This is a genomic window from Pseudoduganella ginsengisoli (genome assembly GCF_009720865.1).
Taxonomy (GTDB): Bacteria; Pseudomonadota; Gammaproteobacteria; order Burkholderiales; family Burkholderiaceae_D; genus Rugamonas; species Rugamonas ginsengisoli.
This window is the reverse complement of the sequence record NZ_WNLA01000001.1, coordinates 79,297-104,709: the sequence shown is the minus strand read 5'-3', so window position 1 is coordinate 104,709 and position 25,413 is coordinate 79,297. Positions and strand designations below refer to the sequence as shown.

Below are 25,413 nucleotides of genomic sequence, written 5' to 3'. Positions count from 1 at the left end.
TTGGAGTATCGGTTGGCGCCCTGCTTCGATAGCAGGGCGCCGAGATTCGGTTGAGCTGAATAACGCTCAAATTCGGTCGGTGGCGGTGACGGCGCCGCTGCGCTGGGCAAACCAGGCGCGCGCCTCGCGGGCATCCTGTTCAATGGCCGCGGTCAACGTGGGCAAGTCGATGAATTTTTCTTCGTCACGAATTTTCTTGAGGAATTCAACGCGCACGTTTTCGCCATAGCAGGGGCGGTTGAAATCAAAAATATACACTTCCAGCAGCACGCGGCCCGCGTTTTCCACGGTCGGACGCACGCCCAGGCTGGCCACGGCCGGCAGCGGCCCTTCGGCCAGGCCATGCACTTGCACGATGAAGATGCCGCCCAGCGCAGGGCGGTGCGGTACGCGCAAGTTCAAGGTCGGGAAACCAATGGTGCGGCCCAATTTGGCGCCGTGGATCACGTGGCCGGAAATCGAATACGGGTGGCCGAGCAATTGTTCCGCATGCGCGAAATCGCCATCGGACAGCGCGACACGGACGGCGGAACTGGAAATGCGGTGCTCGCCATTCATCACGGTCGGCAGGATTTCCACTTCAAAACCGTATTGGCGGCCGGCTTCCTCCAGCATGGCGACATTGCCGGCGCGCCGCGCGCCATAGCAAAAGTCGCCGCCCACCATCAGCCATTTCACGTGCAAGCCTTCGACCAGCACTTTTTCCGTGAATTCCTGCGGGCTCAACGACGCAAATGGCGTACTGAAGTGTTCGACGATGACGCGGTCGATGCCATTGTTGGACAGCGATTGCAGCTTGTCGCGTAAATTCGCGATGCGGGCCGGGGCTTTCGACAAGTCGCCGGACTTTTGCGCAAAGAATTCGCGCGGATGCGGTTCAAAGGTCATCACGGCCGCTTCCAGGCCCAGCCGGTCGGCGGCAGCCCGTACGCGCGCCAGCAACGCCTGATGGCCACGGTGGACACCGTCGAAGTTGCCTATAGTCAATGCGCAGGGCGCGCGCGCTGCAGCATTGGGAAGTCCGCGAAATACCTTCATAGGATTTTTGCGCTAAAAACTGGGCTTAAATAACGGATTATACGTTCTGACAGCCAATTTGACCTAAGTTAAGGATGGAAGGGAACTTCCAGGCCCTTCGTGGTGCCAGGCACCAAAGCAAAAAGCAATAAAAAAAGCTGCCCGGAGGCAGCTTTTTTGTGCAGTGCGGGGGATTAACCCTTGTTCTGCAACACGAAGTAGCGGGCCACTTCGGCTTCGCCGTTGGTGCCTTTAACGGTTTTCAGCGTAGCAATGCCGGCAGCTTTCTTGCCTGCATTGATCTGGCCCAAGCCGAAGTGCAGCTTCATTTCTTCAGGACGTTTGGCGGTACCCAGTTTGACTGCCTGGTCCATCAGTTTCAGGCCCTGGTCAGCCTTGCCGGACGACACCAGTGCAAAGCCCAGGTTGAACAGGGCGTCAGCGTCCTTGTTCTTCTCGGCTTCAGCCTGGGTGGTCGCTTGCTTGGCAGCGAACTCGGCTTCGGTTTTCAGCGCCAGGTCTTTCAGGCGCTTATGACGGTCCGCGTCGGAACCCTGGCCCAGGGCGCCTTTTTTGTAGCCTTCGTCAATGATTTTCAGCGCTTCAGCCGGGTTGCCGGTTTGCAGTGACAGCTGGCCCATTTCCATGAAGTCGGACGGCTTGTTCAGCAGGCCCAGCGCCAGTTTCAGGCGCAGGATGTCCAGGTTCAAGGTGGAAGAGAAGCCAGGCTTGGTCACCACGCGCTGCAGCAAGTCAGCCCAGTAGCTGGTTTTTGGATAATTGCCAGCCAGCTTTTCCAAGGTGTTGACGTAGCCAACCTTGTCGTTTTGCTTCAGCTGGATGTTGGCCAGCATTTGCAGCTGGGCTTCCGATGCGCGGCCGTTCGATTGCAGTTCCTTGGCTGCTTCAGCGTACTTGCCCGACACGTAGTACGTCTGGGTCAGCAATTCCTGCAGCTGTGGATTGCCTGGATTGTCTTTCAGCGCGCGCTGGATCCAGATAATGGCTTTGGGATAATCCTTGGCCTGGTAGTACAGGCTGGCCAGGGATTGCGTGAATTTTGGCGCTTCCGCCGCGGACAGCTTGCCGGAATTGATCACGGCTTCAAAGGCGCGGGCTGCGGTTTCATGGTCGCCGGCAGCTGCTGCTGCCGAGGCGCGGGTGCGCTCGATCAGGTATTTCTCGTGTTCGGATTTGCCGCCGACTGCGTCGGCTTCCTTCAGCTTGGCCAGCGCATCTTTATTCTTGCCTGCCGCCGCCAGTTTCTGCGCTTCCTGCAGTGGTTTGCCGACTTCTGGGCGGACTGCATCCGCAGCGTAGGCAACCGACGTCATGCCGACCATAGGGGCTGCGGCATTGAAACCGATAGCGGCCATCACCAGGCCGAGATGCGCGAGACGAAACTTGGTCATAAGGAAGTGTTCTTTCTAAAAAAACAATAGGCAGGATGGCCTGCCTATTGTACATACATACGGATTACTGGAACTGTTCGTTACCGACCAGGCCAATCTTGGTGACGCCCAGGCGCTGGGCCGCAGCCATCACGCCTGCCACTGCATCGTACTGAACCAGCTTGTTCGGACGCAGGTGAACTTCAGGCTGGTCAGCTTGCGCTGCCACGTTCATCAGTTTGGCTTCCAACGTGCCACGGTCAGGAACGACCTGGTTATCCCAGAGAATCGTGCCGTCAAAGTCCACGTCGATCGTCACCACAACTGGTTCCTTGGTTGGCGGCGGCGGGGTGCCGACCGGCATGTTCAAGTTCACCGAGTGGTTAGCTTTTGGAATGGTGATAATCAGCATAATGATCAGCACCAGCATGACGTCGATCAACGGCGTCATGTTCATTTCCATCATTGGTTCCGGATCGGCGCTAGGAGCCTTACCGCCACCGACATTCATACCCATGAGTTATTCCTTTCTTGAAATCCGCCCGGGCGGAAACCGTCCGGGCGGCGAGGGCGTCAGCCCCTGTCAGGCGGCTCGGTAATGAAGCCGACCTTCTGGATGCCTGCACGCTGGGTGGTGTAGATCACCTTGCCGATCGATTCATAACGGGCATCTTTGTCGCCACGTACATGAACTTCCGGCTGAGGCACTTTCACCGCCTGTTCCTTCAGAAAATCGAACAACTCGTTCGTGTCGGCCATCCGTTTCTGATTCCAGTAAATGTCGCCATCCTTGTTAACAACGATGTTGACGTTTTCTGGCTTCGCCTGGATCGGCTGGTTGAGCTCTTTCGGCAGTTCAATTTTCTGCAGTTTCAGCACAACCGGGCTGGTCACCAGGAAGATAATCAGCAGAACCAGCATCACGTCCACGAGGGGCGTGGTGTTGATCTCTGACAGGACGGCGTCGTCATCTCCGCTATCGGAGCCTACGGACATACCCATGATTAATTAACCAATCTTTTTAGCAGCAGCAGCGCCAGCCTGGGAGGTCGACATTGCGCCGGAAATCAGCACGGAGTGAACGTCAGCGGAGAACGAACGAACGTCTTCCATTGCGGTCTTGTTGCGGCGTACCAGCCAGTTGTAGCCCAGAACGGCAGGAACTGCAACCAGCAGACCCAGCGCGGTCATGATCAGTGCTTCACCCACTGGACCTGCAACTTTGTCGATCGATGCGTTACCGGTCATACCGATGTTGGTCAGCGCGCCGTAAATACCCCAAACGGTACCGAACAGACCGATGAACGGGGAGGTCGAACCAACGGTTGCCAGGAACGACAGGCCATCTGCCAGGCGGGACTGTACTTTTTCAACAGCGCGCTGGATGGACATGGTTACCCAGGTCGACAGGTCGATTTGTTCCAGCAGGGCACCGTCGTGGTGAGCGGTTGCCTTGGTGCCGGTTTCAGCGATGAAGCGGAATGGCGAACCGTCGGTCAGCTGAGCGGAGCCAGCAGCGATCGACGAAGCTTTCCAGAACTTGGCAGCGGTTTCTTTCGACTGCTTGAAGATTTTTTGCTGGTCGATCAGCTTGGTGATGATGATGTACCAGGAACCCATCGACATCAGGGCCAGAATGATCAGGGTAGCACGTGGAACGAAACCACCGGCCCAAACAGCAGCGAAGCCGAATGGGTTTTCCACTTCTTCTTTACCGCCGTGTGCGGCAGCTGGAGCTGGGGCTGCTGCGTCAGCAGCTGGAGCCGCTGCTGGTGCGTCCGCCGGAGCCGCTGCAGGTGCCGAAGCGGCAGCCGATGCAGGCGCGTCAGCCATTGCCGGGGCGCTCACCAGAGCGGTGGCTGCGGTCACCGAGAACAGCACTGCGGCCAGTACAGCGGACAAACGGGTATTCTTAAACATGCTTCCTCCAAATTGATAAAATAATCAGTTCGCTGGATCTTTCAGCGAGCTGGTACTACTTAAGAGAGACTTTTTAGTTCGTCTCGGTTTTTTATTCCAGCGTCCAAAGGTATTGCACTTTGGTCCATTCTTGTACCGGATGGCCGTCTGCAGTTGCCGGCTTAAAGATGCACTTGCTCAGACCAGTTTGTGCTGCTTTGTCCAGATCACGGAAGCCAGAGGATTTCTCGACGCGTGATTCAACGACGCGGCCATCCACACCCACCAGGAATGCCACCGTCACGGTACCGGTTTCCTCGTTACGCAACGACGATTTTGGCCATTCTGGTTTGCACTTTTCCAAGTCGCCTTTCGGCAGGGTCGCAGCCACTTTCGCAGGAGGCGCTGGCGGTGCCGGTGGTGCGGCAGCTGGCGGGGCCTTCTGGATTTCCGTCGTCGCAGGCTTGACGTTAGTCGCATTCGAAATAACGTTTTGCGCTGGCGGCGGGGTTTGCACGTTCACCTCAACCGGAGGGATGAATGGCGGTGGTGGCGCCTTCATTTCTGGCGGTGGTGGCGGTGGTGGCAGTTCTTTTGGCGGTGGTGGTGCCACTTCTTCGATGATCTTGGTTTCAACCGGCTCGGTCATTTTGGCGACCAGCCGCTTGCCCAAGCCCGTTACGATCCCGTAGCCAATCAGGATGTGCAACAGGACCACGATCGTAATACCTGTGTAATTCTTCCCGGTATCTTTCTCGTTATGCGTGAAATTCATGCCTGCTTTCTCCAATACCAACTCTCTTTGTACTACTTGAACCCCGTCAAAACGGACCGTGAAAGCTACTGGACCGGCATCCGGGACGTCGCGGAATTATACATACGAATTCTCAGAATTACATAGAAATTTGGCTCCTAAAACCGGTTAAATTTCATGTGCTTAGGCCCATTTGGGGGTTCAGACCTGCACCTTTCTGGCACAAAAAGCAAGCTTTTCAAGCGCGATTTTCATGGTCGAGCTTGCCAGGCTTGATGAAGTTTTCTCAACCGCGAAAAAACGGAATTTCATTACAACGGATGAGGTATTTTCATCGCAAAAGTTTTGCGTCAGGCGTTGCTCCTCCACAACTGCAAGCCTCTTGCTTAATAAGCAGTATAGAAGAATTTCGCAGACAGAGACCCGCAGGCCAAGGCTGAATTTTCTTCTAATGTTATGCAACCGGCATGTTTTCGGCGGGTTTCAGGGCCCGTCCTACGGTCGCGGAAAGTACTTTCATACACACGGACCTGAAATCCGGCTTAAAGCCAGCGGGCATCATCACTGTAATAGATAACGCTCATTACGACAGCCGATGACGGCCCGCCCAGGCAGCATCAAATGCTGCGATTGCGCTTTTCGCGCTTGACTTCCATCGAGTTGATGACGTTGCCATGCGGGTCCACGGTTTCCAGGTGCACGTCGAAACCCCACAGCCGCGCCACGTGTTTCAATACTTCATTTGCTTGCTGGTTCAGCGGCCGGCGGTTGAATTGCGTATGGCGCAAGGTCAGCGCGCGGTCGTCCCGTGTATTGACCGACCAGACCTGGATATTCGGTTCGCGGTTGCCCAGGTTGTACTGTTCCGCCAGCTGCTGGCGCAGGTAGCGGTAGCCCAATTCATCGTGGATGGCCGATACCGCCAGCTTTTCATTCTTGTCGTCATCGAGCACGGCAAAGAAGTGGAACTCGCGTATCAGTTTAGGCGACAGGTATTGCGCAATAAAGCTCTCATCCTTGAAATTGCGCATCGCGAAGTCCAGCGTCTTGCGCCAGTCGCTGCCGGCAATGTCCGGGAACCATTCGCGGTCTTCGTCGGTTGGGTTTTCACAGATGCGGCGGATATCCTGCATCATTGCAAAGCCCAGCGCGTATGGGTTGATGCCGTTGTAATAGGGGCTGTGCACGGGCGGCTGGAACACGACATTCGTGTGGCTCTTGAGGAATTCCATCATGAAGCCGTCGCCGACGATGCCTTCATCATAGAGCTGGTTCAAGATCGTGTAGTGCCAGAACGTGGCCCAGCCTTCATTCATGACCTGGGTTTGCCGCTGCGGGTAGAAGTATTGGCTGATCTTGCGCACGATGCGCACCATTTCACGCTGCCACGGTTCCAGCAGCGGTGCGTACTTCTCTATAAAATACAGCAGGTTTTCTTCCGGCTCTTGCGGGAAGCGCGGAGGAGGGCGGTCGACTTCCTCTTCCTCACGGCGGGGCAAGGTACGCCATAAGTCATTGATTTGCGACTGCAGGTATTCTTCCCGTTCCTTTTGCTTCAGCTGTTCTTGCGCCAGCGACAGCTTGGCCGGGCGCTTGTAGCGGTCCACGCCATAGTTCTGGATCGCGTGGCACGAATCCAATAACAGTTCGACCGCATCGATGCCGTGCCGCTGTTCGCACTCGGCAATGTAATTCTTGGCGAACACCATGTAATCAATAATGGCTTCCGCATCCGTCCACGTGCGGAACAAGTAATTACCTTTAAAGAAAGAGTTATGGCCATACGCCGCGTGCGCAATGACCAGCGCCTGCATCGTCAGGCTATTCTCTTCCATTAAATAGGCAATGCACGGATTCGAGTTGATGACGATTTCGTAAGCCAGGCCCATCTGACCTCGCTTGTAGCCTTTTTCCGTGCTGAGGAAGTGCTTGCCAAATGTCCAGTGGTTATACGACACGGGCATGCCGACCGACGTATAGGCGTCGATCATTTGCTCAGCAGTGATGATTTCCAGCTGGTTGGGATAGGTATCCAGGCCGAAGTTTTCAGCCACGCGGCGGATTTCTTCATGCGCCTGCTCGATCAGCTCGAATGTCCATTCAGACTGTTCGGGCAGGGCGCGCGGGTGGGGAACGCGTTTGGTCATTTGGTTCATACAGGCGCTCTCAGGGCTAGCCGCCAAACTCGTCATTCCTGCGCAGGCGGGAATCCATAGGCAGCGGACACAATTCGCTCAGCATGGATCCCCGCTTCCGCGGGGATGACGGGGAATTTGACAGCATTTCTATTTAGGTTGCTTCTTAAACAGTTCGCGGAACACCGGATAAATATCCGCCGGTGTCACGATCTTTTGCATCGCAAAGTGCGGGTGGTGGTCAGGCACCAGCGCATATTGTTCCCACAAGTTTTGCGGCGGCCCGTCCGTGATTTCCACATAGGTGTAGTACTGCACTTTCGGCATGATGCTATTGACCAGCAATTGCTTGCACAGCACGGAATCGTTATCCCAGTTGTCGCCGTCCGACGCCTGCGCGACATAAGAATTCCATGAACCGCCGCCATAGCGTTCATCGATGATCTTGTTCAGCAAATGCAGCGCCGATGACACGACGGTGCCGCCTGATTCGCGCGAATGGAAAAATTCGTTTTCATCGACTTCCGCTGCCGCCGTATGGTGGCGGATGAACACCACTTCGATTTTTTCGTAGACGCGTTTCAGGAATAGGTATAGCAAGATGAAGAAGCGCTTGGCGGTGTCTTTGCGGCTTTCATCCATGGAACCGGACACGTCCATGATGCAAAACATCACGGCTTGCGTCATCGGCTTCGGCACCTTGATGCGGTTGCTGTAGCGCAGGTCGAACGGGTCGATAAACGGGATCGCCAGCAAACGCGTATGCAAGTGGTGGATCAGCTTTTTTAATTCCAGCACGTGCGGATCGTCGAGCGGGGCGCCCGCCTCCAGCAGCGCGGACAATTCGTGTTCCGCTTCCGTCAAGCGTTTGCGGGAATTGCCGCCGACGGCAATGCGCCGGCCCAGTGCGCCGCGCAGCGAACGCAGCACGTGGATATTCGACGGGGTGCCGGATACGGTATAGCCGGCGCGCTGGTTCTTGAATTCCGTGGTAGCCGTCAACTGGGTTTTCACCATGTGCGGCAATTCCAAGTCTTCGAAGAAATAATTCATGAATTCTTCGCGCGACAATTCGAAGATGAAATCATCTTCCGTGGTCTGGTCGCTGTTGCCTGCCTTGCCGCGGCCGGAGCCGCCGCCGCTTTTGGGGCGATTGATCTGGTCGCCTTTCTGGTATTCCTGGTTGCCGGGATTGATGACTTCCCACACGCCGCCATGGGCGTGGCCAAACGTGGGTTCGTTCACGTCCTTGACGGGAATTGAAACTTTTTCGCCATTCTCGACATCGGTAATGGAGCGGCCTTTAATGGCGCGTCCTACCGCATCCTTGATCTGGCCTTTGTATCGCCGCAGGAACCGTTCGCGGTTGACCGCGGACTTGTTCTTGCCCTGCAAACGACGGTCGATGAGGTGAGTCAAAGTGCCTCCTGCTTCTATTCCGGCTGGCGCCGGATTCGTGGGGGATCATGATCCCCCACGCCCCATTATGCACCTCTTACGACGACTTCCTCACGCGCAGGTACCATTCGCACAGTAACCGCACCTGTTTCGCCGTATAGCCTTTTTCCACCATGCGTGCGACAAAGTCTGCGTGCTTGTTGGCGTCTTCGGCAGAGGCTTTCGCATTGAACGAAATCACCGGCAGCAGCTCTTCCGTATTTGAGAACATTTTCTTCTCAATCACCGTGCGGAATTTCTCATAGCTGGTCCACGCCGGATTCTTGCCGCCATTATTGGCGCGGGCGCGCAAGCCGAAATTGACGATCTCATTACGGAAGTCTTTCGGATTACTGATGCCGGCCGGCTTTTCAATTTTCTCCAGCTCGTTATTGAGCGCTTCGCGGTCAAACGATTCGCCCGTATCCGGATCGCGGTATTCCTGGTCCTGGATCCAGAAGTCGGCGAACGTCACGTAACGGTCGAAGATATTCTGGCCATATTCGGAATAGCTTTCCAGGTACGCGGTCTGGATTTCCTTGCCGATGAATTCCACGTAGCGTTGCGCCAGGTGTTCCTTAATGTACGACAGGTATTTCTGTTCTGTCTCTGGCGGGAATTGCTCGCGTTCGACTTGCTGTTCCAGCACATACAGCAGGTGCACGGGATTGGCCGCCACTTCGGTATTGTCGAAGTTGAAGACCTTGGACAGGATCTTGAATGCAAAGCGCGTCGACAAGCCGCTCATGCCTTCATCCACGCCCGCATAGTCGACATACTCGTGGATCGACTTGGCCTTGGGATCCGTATCCTTGAGGTTTTCGCCATCGTAGACGAGCATCTTGGAGAAGATCGACGAATTTTCCGGCTCTTTCAGGCGCGACAGGATCGCGAACTGCGCCATCATGCGCAAGGTGCCTGGCGCGCATGGCGCTTTTTCCAGCGACGAGTTGGCCAGCAGCTTGTCGTAAATCTTGATCTCATCCGTCACGCGCAGGCAATACGGCACTTTGACGATATAGATCCGGTCCAGGAATGCTTCGTTGTTGCGGTTATTCTTGAACGCTTTCCATTCCGATTCATTCGAGTGCGCCAAAATGATGCCTTCGAACGGGATCGCGCCAAAGCCTTCCGTCCCCTTGTAGTTGCCTTCCTGCGTGGCAGTCAGCAATGGGTGCAGCACTTTGATGGGCGCCTTGAACATTTCAACGAATTCCATCAAGCCCTGGTTGGCCAGGCACAGGCCGCCGGAATAGCTGTACGCATCCGGGTCATCCTGCGCGTAATCTTCCAGTTTGCGGATATCGACTTTACCGACCAGCGACGAAATATCCTGGTTGTTTTCATCGCCTGGTTCGGTTTTGGAAATCGCGATCTGTTTCAGGATCGATGGATAGCGGCGCACCACGCGGAACTGGTTGATGTCGCCATTGAATTCATGCAGGCGCTTCACGGCCCATGGGCTCGGGATATTGCGCAGGTAGCGGCGCGGGATGCCGTAATCTTCTTCGAGGATGGTGCCGTCTTCCTGTTCGCTGAACAGGCCCAGCGGCGACTCATTGACGGGCGAGCCTTTCAGGCAATAGAACGGCACTTGCTCCATCAGCGATTTGAGTTTTTCAGCGATGGACGATTTACCGCCACCGACCGGACCCAGCAGATACAGGATCTGCTTGCGCTCTTCCAGGCCCTGCGCGGCATGGCGGAAGAAAGACACCACTTGTTCAATCACTTCCTCGGTGCCGTAAAACTCGCGGAATGCCGGATAGATCTTGATGACCTTGTTGGCGAAGATGCGGGACAGGCGCGTATCGTTGCGCGTGTCAACCAGCGTCGGTTCGCCAATGGCAGCAAGCATGCGTTCCGCGGCGGAAGCATAAGTGAGCCGATCCTTCTTGCAAAGCGCCAGGTATTCGGACATGGACATTTCCTCTTCCCTGGTGCGTTCATACCGTGCTGCGTAGTTGTCAAAAATGGTCATTTGAATGTCCTTTATTGAATAAACCTGCTAGTCACTTGGTCGGCAGTGGTGCCTGCTGGCCTTTGCGTTTGGTGAGTGTGTTTCTCCCTATTGTTTTATTGATTTGTACTTCCAGCGACCTGCGGAGGCACGGATTGCCCGTGCCGCGGTGCTGTGTTGTTGGGCCGTGCGGAGGATGTTTGACGGCATAGTTTTGCGCTCTGTGTAACGCATCTTACGTTGATGAAATTTATTATTGCTCCACTGCTTCAGGAAGTCAAAACATATGTCGCAATATCGTTAATAGGTTTCTGTAAGACGTTGAATTTAAATCGGAAAATATAAGTTTCCGATGTGTTTTTCTACGCTTTTTTACAGCTATTCCGGTGCCTTTTCGCCACATTATCATGGCTGAGGCGTGCATGCCTGCACGCATGGAATTTCGTGCGTGCGATAAACTGCGCTCATCCTGTCCAACAATGAAAGAACCAATATGATGAACAGTCAGTTGCGCACCGTCGTGCAAGGCATGCCGAAAGCCGAATTGCACATCCATATCGAAGGGTCGCTGGAACCTGAACTGATCTTTGCGCTGGCCGAGCGCAACGGCGTCAAGCTGACTTATCCCTCCGTCGATGCGCTGCGCCAGGCGTATGCGTTCACGGACTTGCAATCGTTCCTCGACATCTATTACGCCGGCGCCAGCGTGCTGTTGAAGGAACAGGATTTCTATGACATGACGGCCGCTTACCTGAAAAAAGCGGAAGCGGACAATGTGCGCCACACGGAAATTTTCTTTGATCCGCAAACGCACACGGCGCGCGGCGTGCCGATGGAAACCGTCATTAACGGCATCTACAACGCGTGCCAGGACAGCCCGGTGTCCGCGTCGCTGATCTTGTGCTTCCTGCGCCACTTGTCCGAAGACGATGCGATGGCCACGTTGGAGCAGGCGCTGCCGTTCCGCGACAAGTACATCGGCGTGGGGCTGGACTCGTCCGAGGTGGGCCATCCGCCGGAAAAATTCGCCCGCGTGTTTGAACGCTGCCGCGGCCTGGGCTTGCACATTGTCGCGCATGCGGGCGAAGAAGGTCCGCCGGCCTATATCCAGTCCGCACTGGATGTGCTGAAAGTCGAGCGGATCGACCACGGCGTGCGCATCCTGGAAGACCAGGCGCTGACGGAGCGCGTCGCGCGCGAAGGCATTGCGCTGACCGTGTGCCCGCTGTCCAATACCAAGCTGCGCGTGTTCGACCAGATGAAGGACCACAACCTCGTGCAATTGCTGGATGCGGGGCTGGTGGCGACCGTGAATTCGGATGACCCGGCGTACTTTGGCGGCTACATGAACGACAATTTCCTGGCCGTGTTCGAGTCGCTGCCGCTGGGCTTGTCGCATGCACAGCGCCTGGCGCGCAACAGCTTTGCCGCCGCGTTTTTGCCGGACGCGCAAAAGCAGGCATTCCTTGCCGAAGTGGATGCCTATTTCAATGCCTTGCCTGCCTAAAAATCGGTAGGGCGGGTTTTGCGGGGGCGCCGAGCCGGGGGCGCCGAGCCGGGGGCGCCGAGTCAAACCCGCCCCACGGGATCCTGCCGCATGGCATTCCCGTATTAAGCCACCCTTAAAAATCCCCCGCCATGATTTAACCTTGGTCAACTTTGCCCACCAGGGAACCCGATGTTTGCTCAAGCAATCCGCATGACTTTGCGCGACTGGCGTGCCGGCCAGTTGCGTTTCCTGCTGGTGGCGCTGGTGGTGGCGGTGGCAGCCTTGTCCGCTTCCGGCTTTTTCATTGACCGCCTGCGCGCCGCACTGGACCGCGACGCCCACCAATTGCTGGGCGCCGACATGGTCATTACTGCGGACCAGCCCGCGCCGCAAGCGTGGCGCGATGAAGCCCGCAGGCGCGGCTTGCAGCAAGCCTTCACGGTAGTTTTTCCCAGCATGGCGCAGGCCGGCGAGGGCGACGCGTCGCTGTCGCAACTGGCCTCGATCAAAGCCGTGACCAGCGGCTACCCGCTGCGTGGCCGCGTGCGCGTGGCCAATAACGCGGAACAGGCCAATGACGGCCTGGGTGATCCCGCTGCCGATATCCCTGCCGCCGGCACCGTGTGGGTCGATGCCGGCCTGCTGCCGGCATTGAATACGCAAGTGGGCGGCACGATCCGGCTGGGCGACCAATCCTTCACCATTGCCCGCCTGATCGCGGCAGAACCCGACCGTGGCGCGTCATTCATGAATTTCGCGCCGCGCGTCATGCTGCGCGAAGATGATTTACAGGCGACGGGGCTGGTCCAGCCAGGCGCGCGCATCACGTACCGCATGCTGGTCGCGGGGCAGGACATCCAAGCCGTGCAGGCGTTTGACGGCTGGCTGCAGGCAACCATCAAAGCCGGTAACTTGCGCAATGTGCGGCTGGAATCGCTGGAAGCCGGCCGCCCTGAAATGCGCGCGACGCTGGACCGTGCGGACCGCTTCCTGTCGCTGGTGGGCTTGTTGTCGGCCATGCTGGCTGCCGTGGCGGTGGCGATGGCGGCACGCCGCTTCATGGCGCGTAACCTCGACGCGTGCGCCATGCTGCGCTGCCTGGGCTTGACGCAAAACCAGGTCACCGCGCTGTACCTGATTGAATTCGCGCTGGTGGGTTTGCTGGGTTCGCTGATCGGCGTGGCGCTGGGCTTTTTGAGCCACTTCGTGCTGTTGAAATCACTGGGCGCCTTGATGGTGGCGGACTTGCCGCCCGCGACCATCGTGCCTGCGCTGCAGGGCATGGCGGTTGGCATGCTGCTGCTGGCAGGCTTTGCCTTGCCGCCTGTTCTGCAATTGCGCAATGTGCCCCATAACCGCGTGATCCGCCGCGAAGCCGCCGCACCGCAACCCATGGCGCTGGCCACGTATGGCCTGGGCCTGGCCAGCTTCTTTGCGCTGCTGCTGTGGCAGGCGCGCGATGTGAAACTGGCGTCGCTGACGGGATTGGGCTTCCTGGCAGCCTTCGGCATCTTTGGCTTGATCGGCTGGCTGGGACTGAACGTCTTGAAGCCGCTGCGTGGCGCCGTACATAGCCAGGCATGGCGTTTTGCCGTGACGTCGCTGCAGCGGCGTCCAGGCGCCACGGTGGTGCAAGTGGTGTCGCTGGCGCTGGGCTTGATGGCATTGCTGCTGCTGACGGTGGTGCGGGGCGATTTGATGACAGCCTGGCGCAACGCCACGCCGCCTGACGCGCCGAACCGCTTCATCATCAATATCCAGCCCGACCAGAAAGAACCGATTGCCGCCAAGCTCGCCGGCGCCGGTGTCGCGAACGTGCCGCTATATCCGATGATCCGGGGCCGCCTGACGGCCATTAACGACAAGCCGGTCACGGCCACCACGTACACGGACGAGCGGGCCAAGGGCCTGGCCGAGCGTGAATTCAACTTGTCGACGATGGCGGACATCCCGCCGGAAAACAAGATCGTGGCCGGGCAGTGGTATGCGGATCAAGAGGGCAAGCCGGAAGCATCGGTGGAAGAGGGAATCGCCAAGACACTGGGCTTGAAGCTGGGTGACCGCATGCGCTTCGATATCGCGGGCTCACCGGTGGAAGCGACGATTACCAGCTTGCGCAAGCTGGAGTGGGGCTCCATGCGCGTGAACTTCTTTGTCGTCATTAACCCGAAAGCCATGGCGGACACGCCGCAGAGCTGGATCACGGCCTTCCACTTGCCGAAGCAGCACGCGGCCATGGGCAATACGCTGGCGCGCGACTATCCGAATTTGACCGTCGTGGACGTGGGCGCCGTGCTGCGCCAGGTGCAGGGCGTACTGGACCAGGTCATGCTCGCAGTGGAGTTTTTATTTGGCTTTACGCTGATTTCCGGCGTGCTGGTGCTGTACGCGGCGCTGATGGGGTCACAGGATGAGCGTACGCGCGAAGCTGGCTTGTTGCGCGCGCTGGGCGCCACGCGCCAGCAATTGTCGCGCGCACAGTTGATTGAATTCCTGCTGGTGGGGGCGCTGGCAGGCGTGCTGGCCGCCACGGGCGCCGCCGCCATGGGATGGGGGCTGGCCACGTACCAGTTCAAATTCGACTGGGTCTTTAATCCCGGTGTGTGGGCCGCTGGCCTGGCGGCAGGCGCACTGTGCGCCATCATTGGCGGCTACCTCGGCTTGCGCAGCGTGCTGAAACATCCGCCGCTGCAGACGCTGCGCAATGCGTGAGCTGATGTTGCTAGCGGGCCATGTCGGCAACCGACTGGGCCAGCGCACTGGTCCGGGGCGGTGCCTCGGCCCGTATGCGGCTTGCGAACAGCGCTGCTTCCCGCTTTTGCATGGCGTTTGAATAAGGGATGGCGCCTTTCAGCACCAGCAGCAAGTTGTAGCGGCCATCTTCGCTGGCGTGGTGATAGATCCTTTGCACGGCATCGATAGTTCGCGGGTCGCCCAATTCATACAGGAATTCGGACGCGTAGACGCGGATGGTTTTGTCTTCGTCGGCAACGGCATCGGTCAGGCGCCGGATATCGTCTTCCGATAATCTGCCGATGATTTCGGGGCGCATGCTTTTGTTCTTGCGGATCATTTCCGTCAGTGTGACCACCGTGCCCAGGCGGGTCTGGTAATTGTCATGGCCTTCCGCAAAATTGCTCAGCAACGGTTCAACCGCCGGCAAGCCTTCTTCGGCCAGGGACGTGCGGGCCGAGCGCCTGACGTGGCTGGTGCCGGACGTGAATTGTTCGAAGTAGGGACTATAGCTGCGGTTCTGCGCTTGCGGTTTGGCGGACCCCGCTGGCTGCGCATAGGCGGCGGGAAGCCACGCTGTCAGCAGCGCCAGGCCGGACTGCACCCATGATGCCTGCTGTGCAGCAGCTTCACGGCACTGGCCAATATCTGCAATCCGTTTGTTATCCATCGAATTGATGAGGATGCCTTTTTCCTTGTAAAACCTCCACGATAGCGTGCTGCCGGAAGCCAGTTGCGGGGAGATGGCGTCCCTGGAAATGCATTCGAACAGAAACTCCCGTTTGTCGGCAGTGGTGATGTACAGGGACAAATAGGGACGTTTGATTTCACTGCCGAAGATAATGAAGTCATAGAAGTGTTCGGATTTCTGGAAGGCGCCCAGATAATTTCTGTCGCCGACAAACTCGACTTGCGCATCGACGATGTCGCCGCCGATGGTGACGCGGACGTAGCGTTCGGCCAGCCTGTCGAGCAACATGGAAAACAGGAAGACAGTAATGCCTGCAACGCCGACCACCGTTACGCTCTGGATGGGAATGCTGATCGTCACGACGGAACCGAACGCGCCCAAAATGATGCCCAGTCCCGCGCATATGACGAGGATGGCAACCACGCTGTTGAGCAGGACCAGCTTGATCGCCACCATTCCCAGTGCGATCAGGGCAAATCCTACGGCCAGTCCGAATTTGAATAGCGGACCGGCCCGCTGATTCCAGTCCACGGCGCCTGCCGCCGCATGTGGCCGTTGTGTATGCGCCGCAGCGGGCGCTGCATTGGTATCCGTAACAGTATCCGGCATGATCGCCTCCTATCCAGCATCCCCTGGAGACATCGTGGTGTCGTGCCTCCTCTTTATAAAAGAACACTATAGGCCACGAATGCCGATATAAATTCACACTTTGTCACAGTTTTCGAGCGGAAATTTGCTGGGAATTAATAATGCGTTAGCAGTGGCATCTGCCCGGCCATATTGCAGGTGCTGTATAAATCCACAGGTGGTATGATGTCAGGCACTATGACTGAACAAACGATCTACGAAGCCATCGGCGGCGAGTTGAAATTGCGCGAGATGGTGGACCGCTTTTACGACTTGATGGAACTGGAGCCGGAATTCGCTGTCATCCGCGCCCTGCATCCACCGTCGACGGAAGGTTCGCGCGACAAGCTGTTCTGGTTCCTGTCCGGCTGGATGGGCGGCCCGGATGCGTTTGTCGAACGCTTTGGCCACCCGCGTTTGCGGGCGCGCCACTTGCCATTCCCCATCGGTACCACGGAACGCGACCAGTGGCTGCGCGCGATGGCGTGGGCCATGGAAGATGTCGGCATCAACGAAGAATTGCGTGTGCGGCTGATGCAATCGTTTTACCAGACCGCCGACTGGATGAGGAATCACCCTCACTGATGGGCGCGCTGGAATTCTGGGTGTTGCTGGCGCTGGGTGTCATCATCGTGGCGCTACAGGTTGCCAGCCTGCTGCGTGCCCGCGCACCGCAGCAAGACAAGGGCATGGCCGAGCTGGCGTCGGGGCTGGAGCGTGTCGAGCGCGAAGTGCGCTTGCAATTGCAGGCCACGGCGCAAGCGTCGCGCCAGGAAACCGCACAAATCCTCGCGCAATCGCATGCCGCCACCGTGCAGCAGCTCGACGTCATGCGCCGCCAGATCGAAGCATTGACGGAATCGTCCGCGCGCCGCCTGCTGGAAGTACGCGCCACGCTGGAAGTCAAAATGCGCGAGCTGCAAGCCGACAATGGCGCGCGGCTGGAAGAGATGCGCAAGACAGTCGATGAAAAGCTGCATGCGACGCTGGAAGAACGGTTGTCCGCTTCATTCCGCCAAGTGTCGGAGCGGCTGGAGCGCGTCCATCAGGGCCTGGGGGAAATGCAGCAGCTGGCGCTGGGCGTGGGCGACTTGAAGCGGGTGCTGACCAACGTAAAAACCCGTGGCACGTGGGGTGAAGTGCAGCTGGAAATGCTGCTGGAACAAGTGCTGACGCCGGACCAGTATGCGAAGAACGTGGAAACCGTCGCCGGCTCGAATGCGCGCGTGGAATTCGCTTTGAAATTGCCGGGCAAGCGCGATGGCGAAGCGCCGGTGTGGATGCCGATCGACGCGAAATTCCCGAAAGAGCAATACGAGCGCCTGCTCGATGCGGCCGAACGCGCCGATGCGGATGGCGTGGCGCAGGCCGGCCGCGAATTGGAACGCGCTGTGCGCGGCGAAGCGAAAACCATCGCTGATAAATACCTGGCGCCGCCGGCCACGACAGACTTTGCCATCCTGTTCCTGCCGACGGAAGGCTTGTATGCGGAAGTCATGCGCCGTCCCGGCCTGGCCGACGAATTGCAGCGCGTGAACCGCATCAGTATTGCCGGGCCATCGACCTTGATGGCGTTGCTGAACAGTTTGCAGATGGGCTTCCGCTCGCTAGCGCTGGAAAAACGCTCGTCGGAAGTATGGCAAGTGCTGGGGGCCGTGAAGACGGAGTTTGCCAAGTTTGGCGATGTGCTGGCAACGACGCGCCTGACGCTGGAAAAGGCGGCGCGCAATATTGAAACGGCGGAAGTGCGCAGCCGGCAGATGGCGAGAAAACTGAAATCCGTTGAAGCTTTGCCGGATGGGGCGGCGCAACAGTTGCTGGGGCAGGGCGACAGCGCGGAAGACTGACGTACGGCGGGTTCAAGGGGAGGGGGGCGCCTGGCCAACCCGCCTGCATGCGTTTCGACGGCGCTGAGGCGGAGGTGACTCGGCGTCCCCGTAAAACCCTCCCTGCGGCGCCGGTTTTAGATCAGCCCTTCAAACATGACGACTTCAACCAGCTCGCCCGCCGCCACATCTCCCTGCTCGTGCGGCAAGATCACCATGCAGTTGGCCTCCGACATGGACCGCAAAATACCCGACCCTTGCGAGCCTGTGATGCGCACTTCGCGCTCGCCATTGGGTGCAATGTAAATGATGCCGCGCTGGTACTCGGTACGTCCCGGCTTCTTGCGCAACGCGACAGCACTGCGCGCACGCACCGTGAAATGGCTGGCCGTGGTCCCCATCATTTTCATCAAGCCGGGCCGGACAAAAAAGTAAAACGCCACCATGGCCGCGACTGGATTGCCCGGCAAGCCAAACAGCCAGGATTGCCGGCCTTCCGATGCAATGCGGCCAAACGCCATTGGGCGTCCCGGCCGCATGTCGAGGTTCCAGAAGCCGACGTCGCCCAGTTCCGCCATGATGGATTTGATGTAATCCGCTGCGCCCGCAGACACGCCGCCGCTGGTGATGACCGCATCGGCGCTGGTGCATGCCGTGCGCAGCGCTTCTTCCAGCGCGGCAGGGTCGTCGCGCACGGCGCCCATGTCGATCACGTCGCATCCGAGGCGCGTCAGCATGCCATACAGCGTGTAGCGGTTGCTGTCATAAATGCAGCCCGGTTCCAGCGTTTCGCCGATCGAGCGCAATTCATCGCCGGTGGAAAAGAACGCCACGCGCAGGCGGCGGCGCACCGGCACTTCCGCCAGGCCCAGCGACGCCAGCAGGCCCAGGTCGGCGGGCGTGACGATCTTGCCCTCGTGCAGCGCGGGCTTGCCGCTGGCCAGGTCTTCGCCTTTGAAGCGGCGGTTGGCGCCGGGTGTGATGGAACGTGGCGCAATCGTGACACTGTCCGCGCTGATGGCGGCGGCAAGTTCCTGCGGCAATACGGTATCGAGGCCGTCCGGCATGACGCCGCCCGTCATGATGCGTGCGCACTGACCGGCCGGGATGTGCACGCCGGACGGGCGGCCTGCCAGCACGGTAGCGGCCACGCGCAACGTCGTCGGGCCATCGGCCAGCAAATCCGCGCTGCTGAACGCATAGCCATCCATGGCAGAGTTGTCGTGCGCGGGAACATCGATCGGGGAAATGATGTCGCTGGCCAGTACCCGTTCCAGCGCCTGGCGCAGTGCGACTTTTTCCACGGCGGTGACGGGTGTGATGGCGTCGCGGATGATGCGCTGCGCTTCGGCTGCCGACAGCGACGCCTTGCGGTCAAAGCCTGTGGCGGCAGGCTCGGACAGCTTTTCCATGTCTTTCAAATCCGTCAGCGTATTAATGTTGCGGAACGCGCCCGCATCCTGGAACAAGACTTCCGTGACTTTGATGGCGCCGTACCAGCCGTCCATGCGGCGTCCGCCGCTTTCCATGTAGGCGTCCAGCTTGGGCAGCACGGATTTTTTCATCAGCGCGAATACCGGGTGCACACGGCGGTAGGCATCGCCGCTTTCATCGGCATCCATGGTGACGGCGACCGCCAGGTCGGCATCGTCGCGCAGCAGTGCTTCGGCCAGCCGGGAGGCCAGGTCGTCCGGTACGAAAGGCGAATCGCAGGGGACGGTCAGCAGCCAGTCGGTTTCGCAGCGGCGCAAGCCGGTTTGCAGGCCGGCCAGCGGGCCTTCAAACCCCTGCAAGTCATCTTGCCAGACGGGGGCATCCGAGTTGGCTGCGACAGCAATCGATGCGTAGGCGGCGTGGTTGCGGTTGGCGTTGATGGCAACGTCCGCCACTTGCGGCGCCAGCCGTTGCAGCACGTGGGCTGCCAGCGGACCGCCACGGAATGGCTGCAATCCTTTGTCGACCCGGCCCATGCGGGTGCCGCGGCCTCCGGCCAGTATCATGCCGGTCATTTTATGTTTGAAAGTCAAACCATCCCCCTAAGTCGCATGCTGGTAAGCCGCCAGTCTATCCGGCGGCGCGCAGCCTGTCGATCAGCACAAAGGGTTAGCCGCCGATGTAGGACATTTCCACTTTGCGGGCAGAGGCGGGCAGGGAAGTCTGGCTGGTGCGCAATTCCGAATAGCGGTCGCCCCGCGCCTGCCACAGGTGGCTGACGGCGCCGCTGATTTCCGCATCGGACGCGCCGCTGCGCAGCAGGGCGCGCAAATCATGGCCGCGGGTGGCAAACAGGCACGTGTACAGTTTGCCTTCGGTGGACAGGCGCGCACGCGAGCAATCCTTGCAGAAGGCTTGCGTGACGCTGGAAATCAGGCCGATTTCACCGCCGCCATCGAGGTAGCGCCACCGTTCAGCGGTTTCGCCCGTGTAGTTGGCGGAAACCGGCTCGATCGGCATTTCCGCACCGATGCGCCGCGCCACTTCGGCCGAGGGCACGACTTCATCGAGTTTCCAGCCATTCGACGCACCCACGTCCATGTATTCAATGAAGCGCAGAATAAAGGGGCTGCCTTTGAAATAGCGGGCCATGGGCAGGATTTCCTGGTCATTCATGCCGCCTTTGACAACCATGTTGACCTTGATCGGGCCCAGTCCCGCTTTGTGCGCGGCATCCAGGCCTTGCAGTACGTCGCTGACAGCGAAGTCGACGTCGTTCATGCGTTTGAAGACCGCATCGTCCATGGCGTCCAGGGACACGGTGACGCGCTGCAAACCCGCATCTTTCAGCGCCTGCGCTTTGCGGGCCAGCAGGGAACCGTTGGTGGTCAAGGTCAGGTCGAGCGGTTTGCCGTGCACAGTTTTCAGCTGCGCCAGCATTGCTATCAATTTTTCTATGTTTTTACGCAGCAGCGGTTCGCCGCCCGTGAGCCGCAGCTTTTCCACGCCGTGCTCGATAAAGACTTGCGCGATGCGGGTGATTTCTTCAAAGCTCAGCAGGGAAGAGTGGGGCAGGTAGCTGTAATCCTTGTCGAACACTTCCTTGGGCATGCAATACACACAACGGAAATTGCAGCGGTCCGTGACGGAAATGCGCAAGTCATGCAGCGGACGGTCAAGCCGGTCGCGCAAGCTGCCGGTTGGCGCTTGCAGCACGTCGGGCACATATGCAGCCTGGGCCCGTTGATCAGTAAAAACAATGATTTTCTCAGACATACCGCAACGATAGCACGGCGCCAGTAACGTCGTTGGCTGCTCGCTCGGATTTCCGCTGTATGCCGCCGGACATACCTTGGCAGCGTCGCAGGCGAGTGGGGCGCTTCAGTTACAGCTTGATAACGATCATCATCCCTGTGACGATCGCCACTGTGAATACCAAGCCCAGACCCACCATGACTTTGGCGAATTTTGCATCATCCTGGGTAATTAATAGCATTTTCTGCAACATGATAGAGCTCCTGTTTCCTGTGAACGAGTCTAGCACACTAGGCGAATGAGAAGTGCACTGCGGGGTAGAACCCGCAAAGGGCAAGCGTTAGCCAGATGGATAGCCCAATGACATACCAATTTGTGGTTCCGCTTGTTGCTGTTCGCAGCGTACTAAAGCCCACCAGTACAGTGCATACGAACCCTGCAACGAGGCAAATGCCAACGGTCCAGCCAATTTCCTCATGCAGCGCTGGGTGTTTATCCCATGCCGCCACCGCATCATAAGCGGTGGCGGCAAGCATGGAGATGGCTGTCCAGAAGAGCTGGCCGGTATCGACGGACTTACGCAGCAGCGTACGCCATGTCGTTGCTCCAGTTCCCGCCGAAGTGTGGGTTGCCTGGTCGATGGCGATCAACACCAGCATCAAATAAGGCAGTAAAACCGGGACCGCAATGTTGATGGACAGCCATAACGCATTGCTGACGACGAATTGATATAGCGAGGAAATGAGCTCAGGCATTGCGGCACCCTGCTGGTAACGGTCAAGTGGCTATCCGGTTATTGATAGCATCGCAATGCAATCGACAGTGTGCTAAACGTCAAAAAGGGAAGCCGAAGCTTCCCTTTTTGATTTCACTGCTGAACGCAATTAACGCCGGGTGCTGACCTGAACCAGCGGTTCATTCGATTGCGGCGGCAGCGGCTTGCGCTCGCGTGGCACCCGCACCGGCGCGGCCACCTGGGCGGCAGCTTCCTGTGCTGCGCGCAGCTTGGCCGGATCGGTCGATGCCAGGGTCAAACCGGCAGCTTCCAGAATCGCATTCAAGTCCGTTTGCGGCTTGGCAACTGGCGCTGGCGCAGCTGCCGGTGCAGCTTCCACCACGGGTGCGGCTTCAGCGGCTGGAGCCGGAGCGGCTTCCACTGCAGCCGGGGCGGCAACTGGTTCAGCAGCCACTGCAAGAGCCGGTGCAGCTTCCACGGCCGGTGCAGTGAAGGCGTACTCAGCAGCAGGCGCCGGTTCCGGCACGACTGGAGCAGCTTGTGCAACTGCAACAGCTTGCTCGATGATCGATGCTGGTGCTGGTGCTGGTGCTGGTGCTGGTGCTGGTGCTGCAGGAGCCGCGTCCGCCACTGGCGCAGTTTCAGCAACCGGTGCGGCAACTTCAGCAGCCACTGGCGCTTCTACTGCCGCCGCCACTGGCGCAGCAGTTTCAGCGGCAGGCGCTTGCGCTACTGGAGCTGGTGCAGGTTCAGCAACTGGCGCCGCCACTTCCGCAGCAACCGTTTCAACAACTGCAGCTTCCGCCACGGGCGCTACCGCAGCAGGCGCAGCCTCAACGGCAGGAGCGGCAACTGGTGCAGGCGCAGCCTCAACAGCCACAGGTGCAGCAGCCTTGGCCTCGACAGCAGCCGGCGCCGCTTCTTCGCCTTCAGCCGGCGCCACAGTGAACGTAATCACTGGACCGCCTTCCGTACCCTCAGCGCCCTCGGCACCTTCGCGCTCACGGCGGTTGCGATTGCGGCCGCCACGACGGCGGCGGCGGCGCGGCTCATCGCCGCCTTCCGTACCTTCGTCTTCACCTTCTGGTCCGGTATTGGCTGCCAGCTTCTGTGGCGCTTCCACCACAGGCGCCGGTGCACCCGGTGCGGCAGCCGTCAGCGCCACCGCGCCGGCGGCCAATGCTGCGACGTCCTCGGTTTTCGCTTCAACAACAGCTTTGTCAGCGCGCGGCTGGCGTTGTGGGCGCTCGCCACGTTCCGCGCGCTCACCACGCTCGGCACGTTCACCGCGTTCGGCGCGCTGGCCTTGCGCTTCCGCTGGCACGCCTTCGCGTGCTTCACGTGGCTCGCGTGGCGGACGAGGCTGGCGGGCTGGACGGCCCTGCGCCTCCGCTACCGGCTTCGATCCTTCTTCACCGGCGGCACGGGCGCCTGGCTCACGCTCTTCGCGCGCAGGCTTGCCATTGCGCTCATTACGGTTGCGGCCGCGCTGGCCACGGGCATTGCGTTCCTGGCGGTCGCCGGCCGGCTTCGTGGTCACGATGGTCGGCGCCACCGGCATCACAGGTGCGGCAGGTTCTTCCTGCTTGCCGGAGAAGAACGAGAACAGACGGGCAAAGAAACCTTTTTCCGCTGGCGCGGCAACCGGTACGGCCACTGGCGCAACTGGTTTAGCGGCTTCAGCAGCCTTGCGGTCCACCATCGGCGCAGGCTGTTCCGGCGTAATGGTTTTGACCACGGCTTCCTGGCGTGGCTTGGCTTCTTCCTTCTGGCGTTTTGCATATGCCATGTCGGTTTCAGCGGACTCGGCCAGGGTGTAGCTGGCCGCATGGTCTTCCAGGCGCGGATCGTCGTGCTTGATGCGTTCCAGCTTGTAGTGCGGCGTATCCAGATGCTTGTTCGGGATCAGGATCACAGCGATACGGTGGCGGTTTTCGATCTTCAGCACTTCGCCGCGTTTTTCATTCAGCAGGAAGGCTGCCACATCCACCGGCACTTGCACGTGGATAGTGGCCGAGTTTTCCTTCATCGCCTCTTCCTGGATAATGCGCAGCACTTGCAGGGCGGACGATTCGGTATCGCGGATGTGGCCAGTGCCGGAGCAGCGCGGGCACGTCACGTGCGAACCTTCGGACAGCGACGGACGCAGGCGCTGGCGCGACAGTTCCATCAGGCCAAAGCGGGAAATCTTGCCCATTTGTACACGGGCACGGTCGTGGTGCAGCGCATCCTTGAGGCGCTGTTCCACTTCGCGCTGGTTCTTCGACACTTCCATGTCGATGAAGTCAATCACGATCAGGCCGCCCAAGTCACGCAGGCGCAGCTGGCGGGCGACTTCTTCCGCAGCTTCCAGGTTGGTATTAAAAGCAGTGGTTTCAATGTCGGAACCGCGGGTGGCGCGGGCCGAGTTGACGTCGACCGACACCAGTGCTTCCGTGTGGTCGATGACGATGGCGCCGCCAGATGGCAGCGGTACCGTGCGGCTGTATGCGGTTTCGATCTGGTGCTCGATCTGGAAACGCGAGAACAGCGGCACGTCGTCGCTGTAGCGTTTCACACGGTGCACCATGTCCGGCATCACGTGGCTCATGAACTGGTGAGCCTGCTCGTAAATGTCGTCCGTATCGATGAGGATTTCGCCGATGTCCGGCTGGAAATAATCGCGGATGGCGCGGATTACCAGCGACGATTCCTGGTAAATCAGGAAGGCGCCGGATGCGGCTTTCGACGCGCCTTCGATCGCGCGCCACAGTTGCATCAGGTAATTCAAGTCCCACTGCAGTTCTTCGACCGTGCGGCCGATACCTGCGGTGCGGGCAATCACGGACATGCCTTGAGGCAAGTCCAGCTTGTCCATGGTTTCACGCAATTCCTGGCGTTCTTCGCCTTCCACCCGGCGCGATACACCGCCACCGCGTGGGTTGTTCGGCATCAAGACCAGGTAGCGGCCGGCCAGCGAGATGAACGAAGTCAGGGCTGCACCTTTATTGCCGCGCTCTTCCTTTTCCACCTGCACCATGATTTCCTGGCCTTCGCGCAGCGCTTCCTTGACGGAGGCGTTGCGGACGTCGACACCTTCGCGGAAGTAGCTGCGGGCCACTTCCTTGAACGGCAGGAAACCGTGGCGGTCTTCGCCGTAGCTGACGAAGCAGGCTTCCAGCGATGGTTCGATACGGGTGATGACGCCTTTGTAGATGTTGGACTTGCGCTGCTCGCGGCCGGCGGTTTCGATGTCGATGTCGATCAATTTCTGACCGTCGACAATCGCTACCCGCAGTTCCTCTTGCTGCGTAGCATTAAACAACATGCGTTTCATTTTTTATAAACTCCGCGGCCCCATAGGCCTCTCAAGCCGCTCCCGTAGGAACGGCGCAGTACATGGGATATACGCGGGAGTAAGGAGGCTGTGGAAAATGCCTCGTCATGCGGCACAGCAGGATAAACCCGCTGCCACAAAGGGCGCATGAAGCCAATCGTCATGCCGAGTGCGCGCACTGCCTGCATGTTCAGTTTCGCGGCTCCGGGCAGT

The 25,413-nt window shown here is 58.9% G+C and carries 19 protein-coding genes; 4 read left to right on the top strand and 15 right to left on the bottom strand.

From position 1 onward, the window contains the following. Positions 1–66: 66 nt before the first annotated feature. From GM668_RS00435 to GM668_RS00395, 9 genes are all read right to left on the bottom strand, one after another. Complete coding sequence (locus tag GM668_RS00435) at positions 67–1,038, bottom strand: bifunctional riboflavin kinase/FAD synthetase (protein ID WP_155436970.1); 972 nt, start codon at positions 1,036–1,038, stop codon at positions 67–69. Positions 1,039–1,211: 173 nt separating this feature from the next. Next, the gene (locus GM668_RS00430) at positions 1,212–2,429 is read right to left on the bottom strand and encodes a tetratricopeptide repeat protein (protein WP_229498782.1); all 1,218 of its coding nucleotides are present in this window, start codon (positions 2,427–2,429) and stop codon (positions 1,212–1,214) included. Positions 2,430–2,493: 64 nt separating this feature from the next. Beyond that, complete coding sequence (locus GM668_RS00425; protein WP_211923332.1) at positions 2,494–2,925, bottom strand: ExbD/TolR family protein; 432 nt, start codon at positions 2,923–2,925, stop codon at positions 2,494–2,496. A gap of 56 nt (positions 2,926–2,981) precedes the next feature. Next, positions 2,982–3,410 (bottom strand): ExbD/TolR family protein, encoded by a 429-nt coding sequence (locus GM668_RS00420; protein WP_155436969.1) that lies wholly within the window; start codon positions 3,408–3,410, stop codon positions 2,982–2,984. A 6-nt stretch (positions 3,411–3,416) separates the two neighbouring features. Continuing rightward, on the bottom strand, positions 3,417–4,328 hold the full coding sequence (locus tag GM668_RS00415; RefSeq protein WP_211923331.1) for a MotA/TolQ/ExbB proton channel family protein: 912 nt from the start codon (positions 4,326–4,328) through the stop codon (positions 3,417–3,419). 91 nt (positions 4,329–4,419) lie between these two features. After that, positions 4,420–5,082: an energy transducer TonB gene (locus GM668_RS00410; RefSeq protein WP_155436968.1), complete on the bottom strand. Its 663-nt coding sequence runs from the start codon at positions 5,080–5,082 to the stop codon at positions 4,420–4,422. 596 nt (positions 5,083–5,678) lie between these two features. After that, the gene (locus GM668_RS00405; protein WP_155436967.1) at positions 5,679–7,217 is read right to left on the bottom strand and encodes a SpoVR family protein; all 1,539 of its coding nucleotides are present in this window, start codon (positions 7,215–7,217) and stop codon (positions 5,679–5,681) included. A 129-nt stretch (positions 7,218–7,346) separates the two neighbouring features. Then, on the bottom strand, positions 7,347–8,615 hold the full coding sequence (locus GM668_RS00400) for a YeaH/YhbH family protein (protein ID WP_155436966.1): 1,269 nt from the start codon (positions 8,613–8,615) through the stop codon (positions 7,347–7,349). 76 nt (positions 8,616–8,691) lie between these two features. After that, positions 8,692–10,614 carry a PrkA family serine protein kinase gene (locus GM668_RS00395; protein WP_155436965.1) on the bottom strand — a complete coding sequence of 641 codons (1,923 nt, stop codon included), beginning with the start codon at positions 10,612–10,614 and terminating at the stop codon, positions 8,692–8,694. Between the two features lie 472 nt (positions 10,615–11,086). On the opposite strand from GM668_RS00395, the gene GM668_RS00390 reads away from it, so the two are divergent. After that, positions 11,087–12,100, top strand: coding sequence for an adenosine deaminase (locus GM668_RS00390; protein WP_155436964.1), 1,014 nt, complete (start codon positions 11,087–11,089; stop codon positions 12,098–12,100). A gap of 171 nt (positions 12,101–12,271) precedes the next feature. Then, complete coding sequence (locus tag GM668_RS00385) at positions 12,272–14,794, top strand: ABC transporter permease (protein WP_155436963.1); 2,523 nt, start codon at positions 12,272–12,274, stop codon at positions 14,792–14,794. A gap of 10 nt (positions 14,795–14,804) precedes the next feature. On the opposite strand, the gene GM668_RS00380 is transcribed toward GM668_RS00385, so the two are convergent. Further along, positions 14,805–16,115, bottom strand: a complete 1,311-nt coding sequence (locus GM668_RS00380) for a HEAT repeat domain-containing protein (RefSeq protein ID WP_155436962.1) — start codon at positions 16,113–16,115, stop codon at positions 14,805–14,807. Positions 16,116–16,331: 216 nt separating this feature from the next. Here GM668_RS00380 and GM668_RS00375 point away from each other — a divergent pair, with 216 nt between their 5' ends. Both GM668_RS00375 and GM668_RS00370 read left to right on the top strand, forming a co-directional pair. After that, positions 16,332–16,718 (top strand): group II truncated hemoglobin, encoded by a 387-nt coding sequence (locus GM668_RS00375; RefSeq protein ID WP_229498780.1) that lies wholly within the window; start codon positions 16,332–16,334, stop codon positions 16,716–16,718. Beyond that, the gene (locus tag GM668_RS00370; RefSeq protein WP_155436960.1) at positions 16,718–17,980 is read left to right on the top strand and encodes a DNA recombination protein RmuC; all 1,263 of its coding nucleotides are present in this window, start codon (positions 16,718–16,720) and stop codon (positions 17,978–17,980) included. The genes GM668_RS00375 and GM668_RS00370 overlap by 1 nt, the downstream gene beginning before the upstream one ends. A gap of 116 nt (positions 17,981–18,096) precedes the next feature. On the opposite strand, the gene moeA is transcribed toward GM668_RS00370, so the two are convergent. The 5 genes from moeA to GM668_RS00350 all read right to left on the bottom strand — a co-directional run bounded on the left by moeA (position 18,097) and on the right by GM668_RS00350 (position 25,200). Beyond that, positions 18,097–19,986 carry a molybdopterin molybdotransferase MoeA gene (gene moeA, locus GM668_RS00365; RefSeq protein ID WP_229498778.1) on the bottom strand — a complete coding sequence of 630 codons (1,890 nt, stop codon included), beginning with the start codon at positions 19,984–19,986 and terminating at the stop codon, positions 18,097–18,099. A 76-nt stretch (positions 19,987–20,062) separates the two neighbouring features. Next, the gene (gene moaA / locus GM668_RS00360; RefSeq protein ID WP_155436959.1) at positions 20,063–21,169 is read right to left on the bottom strand and encodes a GTP 3',8-cyclase MoaA; all 1,107 of its coding nucleotides are present in this window, start codon (positions 21,167–21,169) and stop codon (positions 20,063–20,065) included. 109 nt (positions 21,170–21,278) lie between these two features. Then, positions 21,279–21,401, bottom strand: coding sequence for a hypothetical protein (locus GM668_RS31415; RefSeq protein ID WP_260115486.1), 123 nt, complete (start codon positions 21,399–21,401; stop codon positions 21,279–21,281). A gap of 37 nt (positions 21,402–21,438) precedes the next feature. Continuing rightward, complete coding sequence (locus GM668_RS00355; RefSeq protein WP_155436958.1) at positions 21,439–21,903, bottom strand: hypothetical protein; 465 nt, start codon at positions 21,901–21,903, stop codon at positions 21,439–21,441. A 129-nt stretch (positions 21,904–22,032) separates the two neighbouring features. Beyond that, positions 22,033–25,200 (bottom strand): Rne/Rng family ribonuclease, encoded by a 3,168-nt coding sequence (locus GM668_RS00350; RefSeq protein WP_155436957.1) that lies wholly within the window; start codon positions 25,198–25,200, stop codon positions 22,033–22,035. Positions 25,201–25,413: the final 213 nt, after the last annotated feature.

What these genes read in the sequence shown, in the direction of transcription:
- GM668_RS00435 (WP_155436970.1), bottom strand. Translation starts at nt 1,038, where the DNA reads ATGAAGGTATTTCGCGGACTTCCCAATGCTGCAGCGCGCGCGCCCTGC.
- GM668_RS00430 (WP_229498782.1), bottom strand. Translation starts at nt 2,429, where the DNA reads ATGACCAAGTTTCGTCTCGCGCATCTCGGCCTGGTGATGGCCGCTATC.
- GM668_RS00425 (WP_211923332.1), bottom strand. Translation starts at nt 2,925, where the DNA reads ATGGGTATGAATGTCGGTGGCGGTAAGGCTCCTAGCGCCGATCCGGAA.
- GM668_RS00420 (WP_155436969.1), bottom strand. Translation starts at nt 3,410, where the DNA reads ATGGGTATGTCCGTAGGCTCCGATAGCGGAGATGACGACGCCGTCCTG.
- GM668_RS00415 (WP_211923331.1), bottom strand. Translation starts at nt 4,328, where the DNA reads ATGTTTAAGAATACCCGTTTGTCCGCTGTACTGGCCGCAGTGCTGTTC.
- GM668_RS00410 (WP_155436968.1), bottom strand. Translation starts at nt 5,082, where the DNA reads ATGAATTTCACGCATAACGAGAAAGATACCGGGAAGAATTACACAGGT.
- GM668_RS00405 (WP_155436967.1), bottom strand. Translation starts at nt 7,217, where the DNA reads ATGAACCAAATGACCAAACGCGTTCCCCACCCGCGCGCCCTGCCCGAA.
- GM668_RS00395 (WP_155436965.1), bottom strand. Translation starts at nt 10,614, where the DNA reads ATGACCATTTTTGACAACTACGCAGCACGGTATGAACGCACCAGGGAA.
- GM668_RS00390 (WP_155436964.1), top strand. Translation starts at nt 11,087, where the DNA reads ATGATGAACAGTCAGTTGCGCACCGTCGTGCAAGGCATGCCGAAAGCC.
- GM668_RS00385 (WP_155436963.1), top strand. Translation starts at nt 12,272, where the DNA reads ATGTTTGCTCAAGCAATCCGCATGACTTTGCGCGACTGGCGTGCCGGC.
- GM668_RS00380 (WP_155436962.1), bottom strand. Translation starts at nt 16,115, where the DNA reads ATGCCGGATACTGTTACGGATACCAATGCAGCGCCCGCTGCGGCGCAT.
- GM668_RS00375 (WP_229498780.1), top strand. Translation starts at nt 16,332, where the DNA reads ATGACTGAACAAACGATCTACGAAGCCATCGGCGGCGAGTTGAAATTG.
- GM668_RS00370 (WP_155436960.1), top strand. Translation starts at nt 16,718, where the DNA reads ATGGGCGCGCTGGAATTCTGGGTGTTGCTGGCGCTGGGTGTCATCATC.
- moaA (WP_155436959.1), bottom strand. Translation starts at nt 21,169, where the DNA reads ATGTCTGAGAAAATCATTGTTTTTACTGATCAACGGGCCCAGGCTGCA.
- GM668_RS31415 (WP_260115486.1), bottom strand. Translation starts at nt 21,401, where the DNA reads ATGTTGCAGAAAATGCTATTAATTACCCAGGATGATGCAAAATTCGCC.
- GM668_RS00355 (WP_155436958.1), bottom strand. Translation starts at nt 21,903, where the DNA reads ATGCCTGAGCTCATTTCCTCGCTATATCAATTCGTCGTCAGCAATGCG.
- GM668_RS00350 (WP_155436957.1), bottom strand. Translation starts at nt 25,200, where the DNA reads ATGAAACGCATGTTGTTTAATGCTACGCAGCAAGAGGAACTGCGGGTA.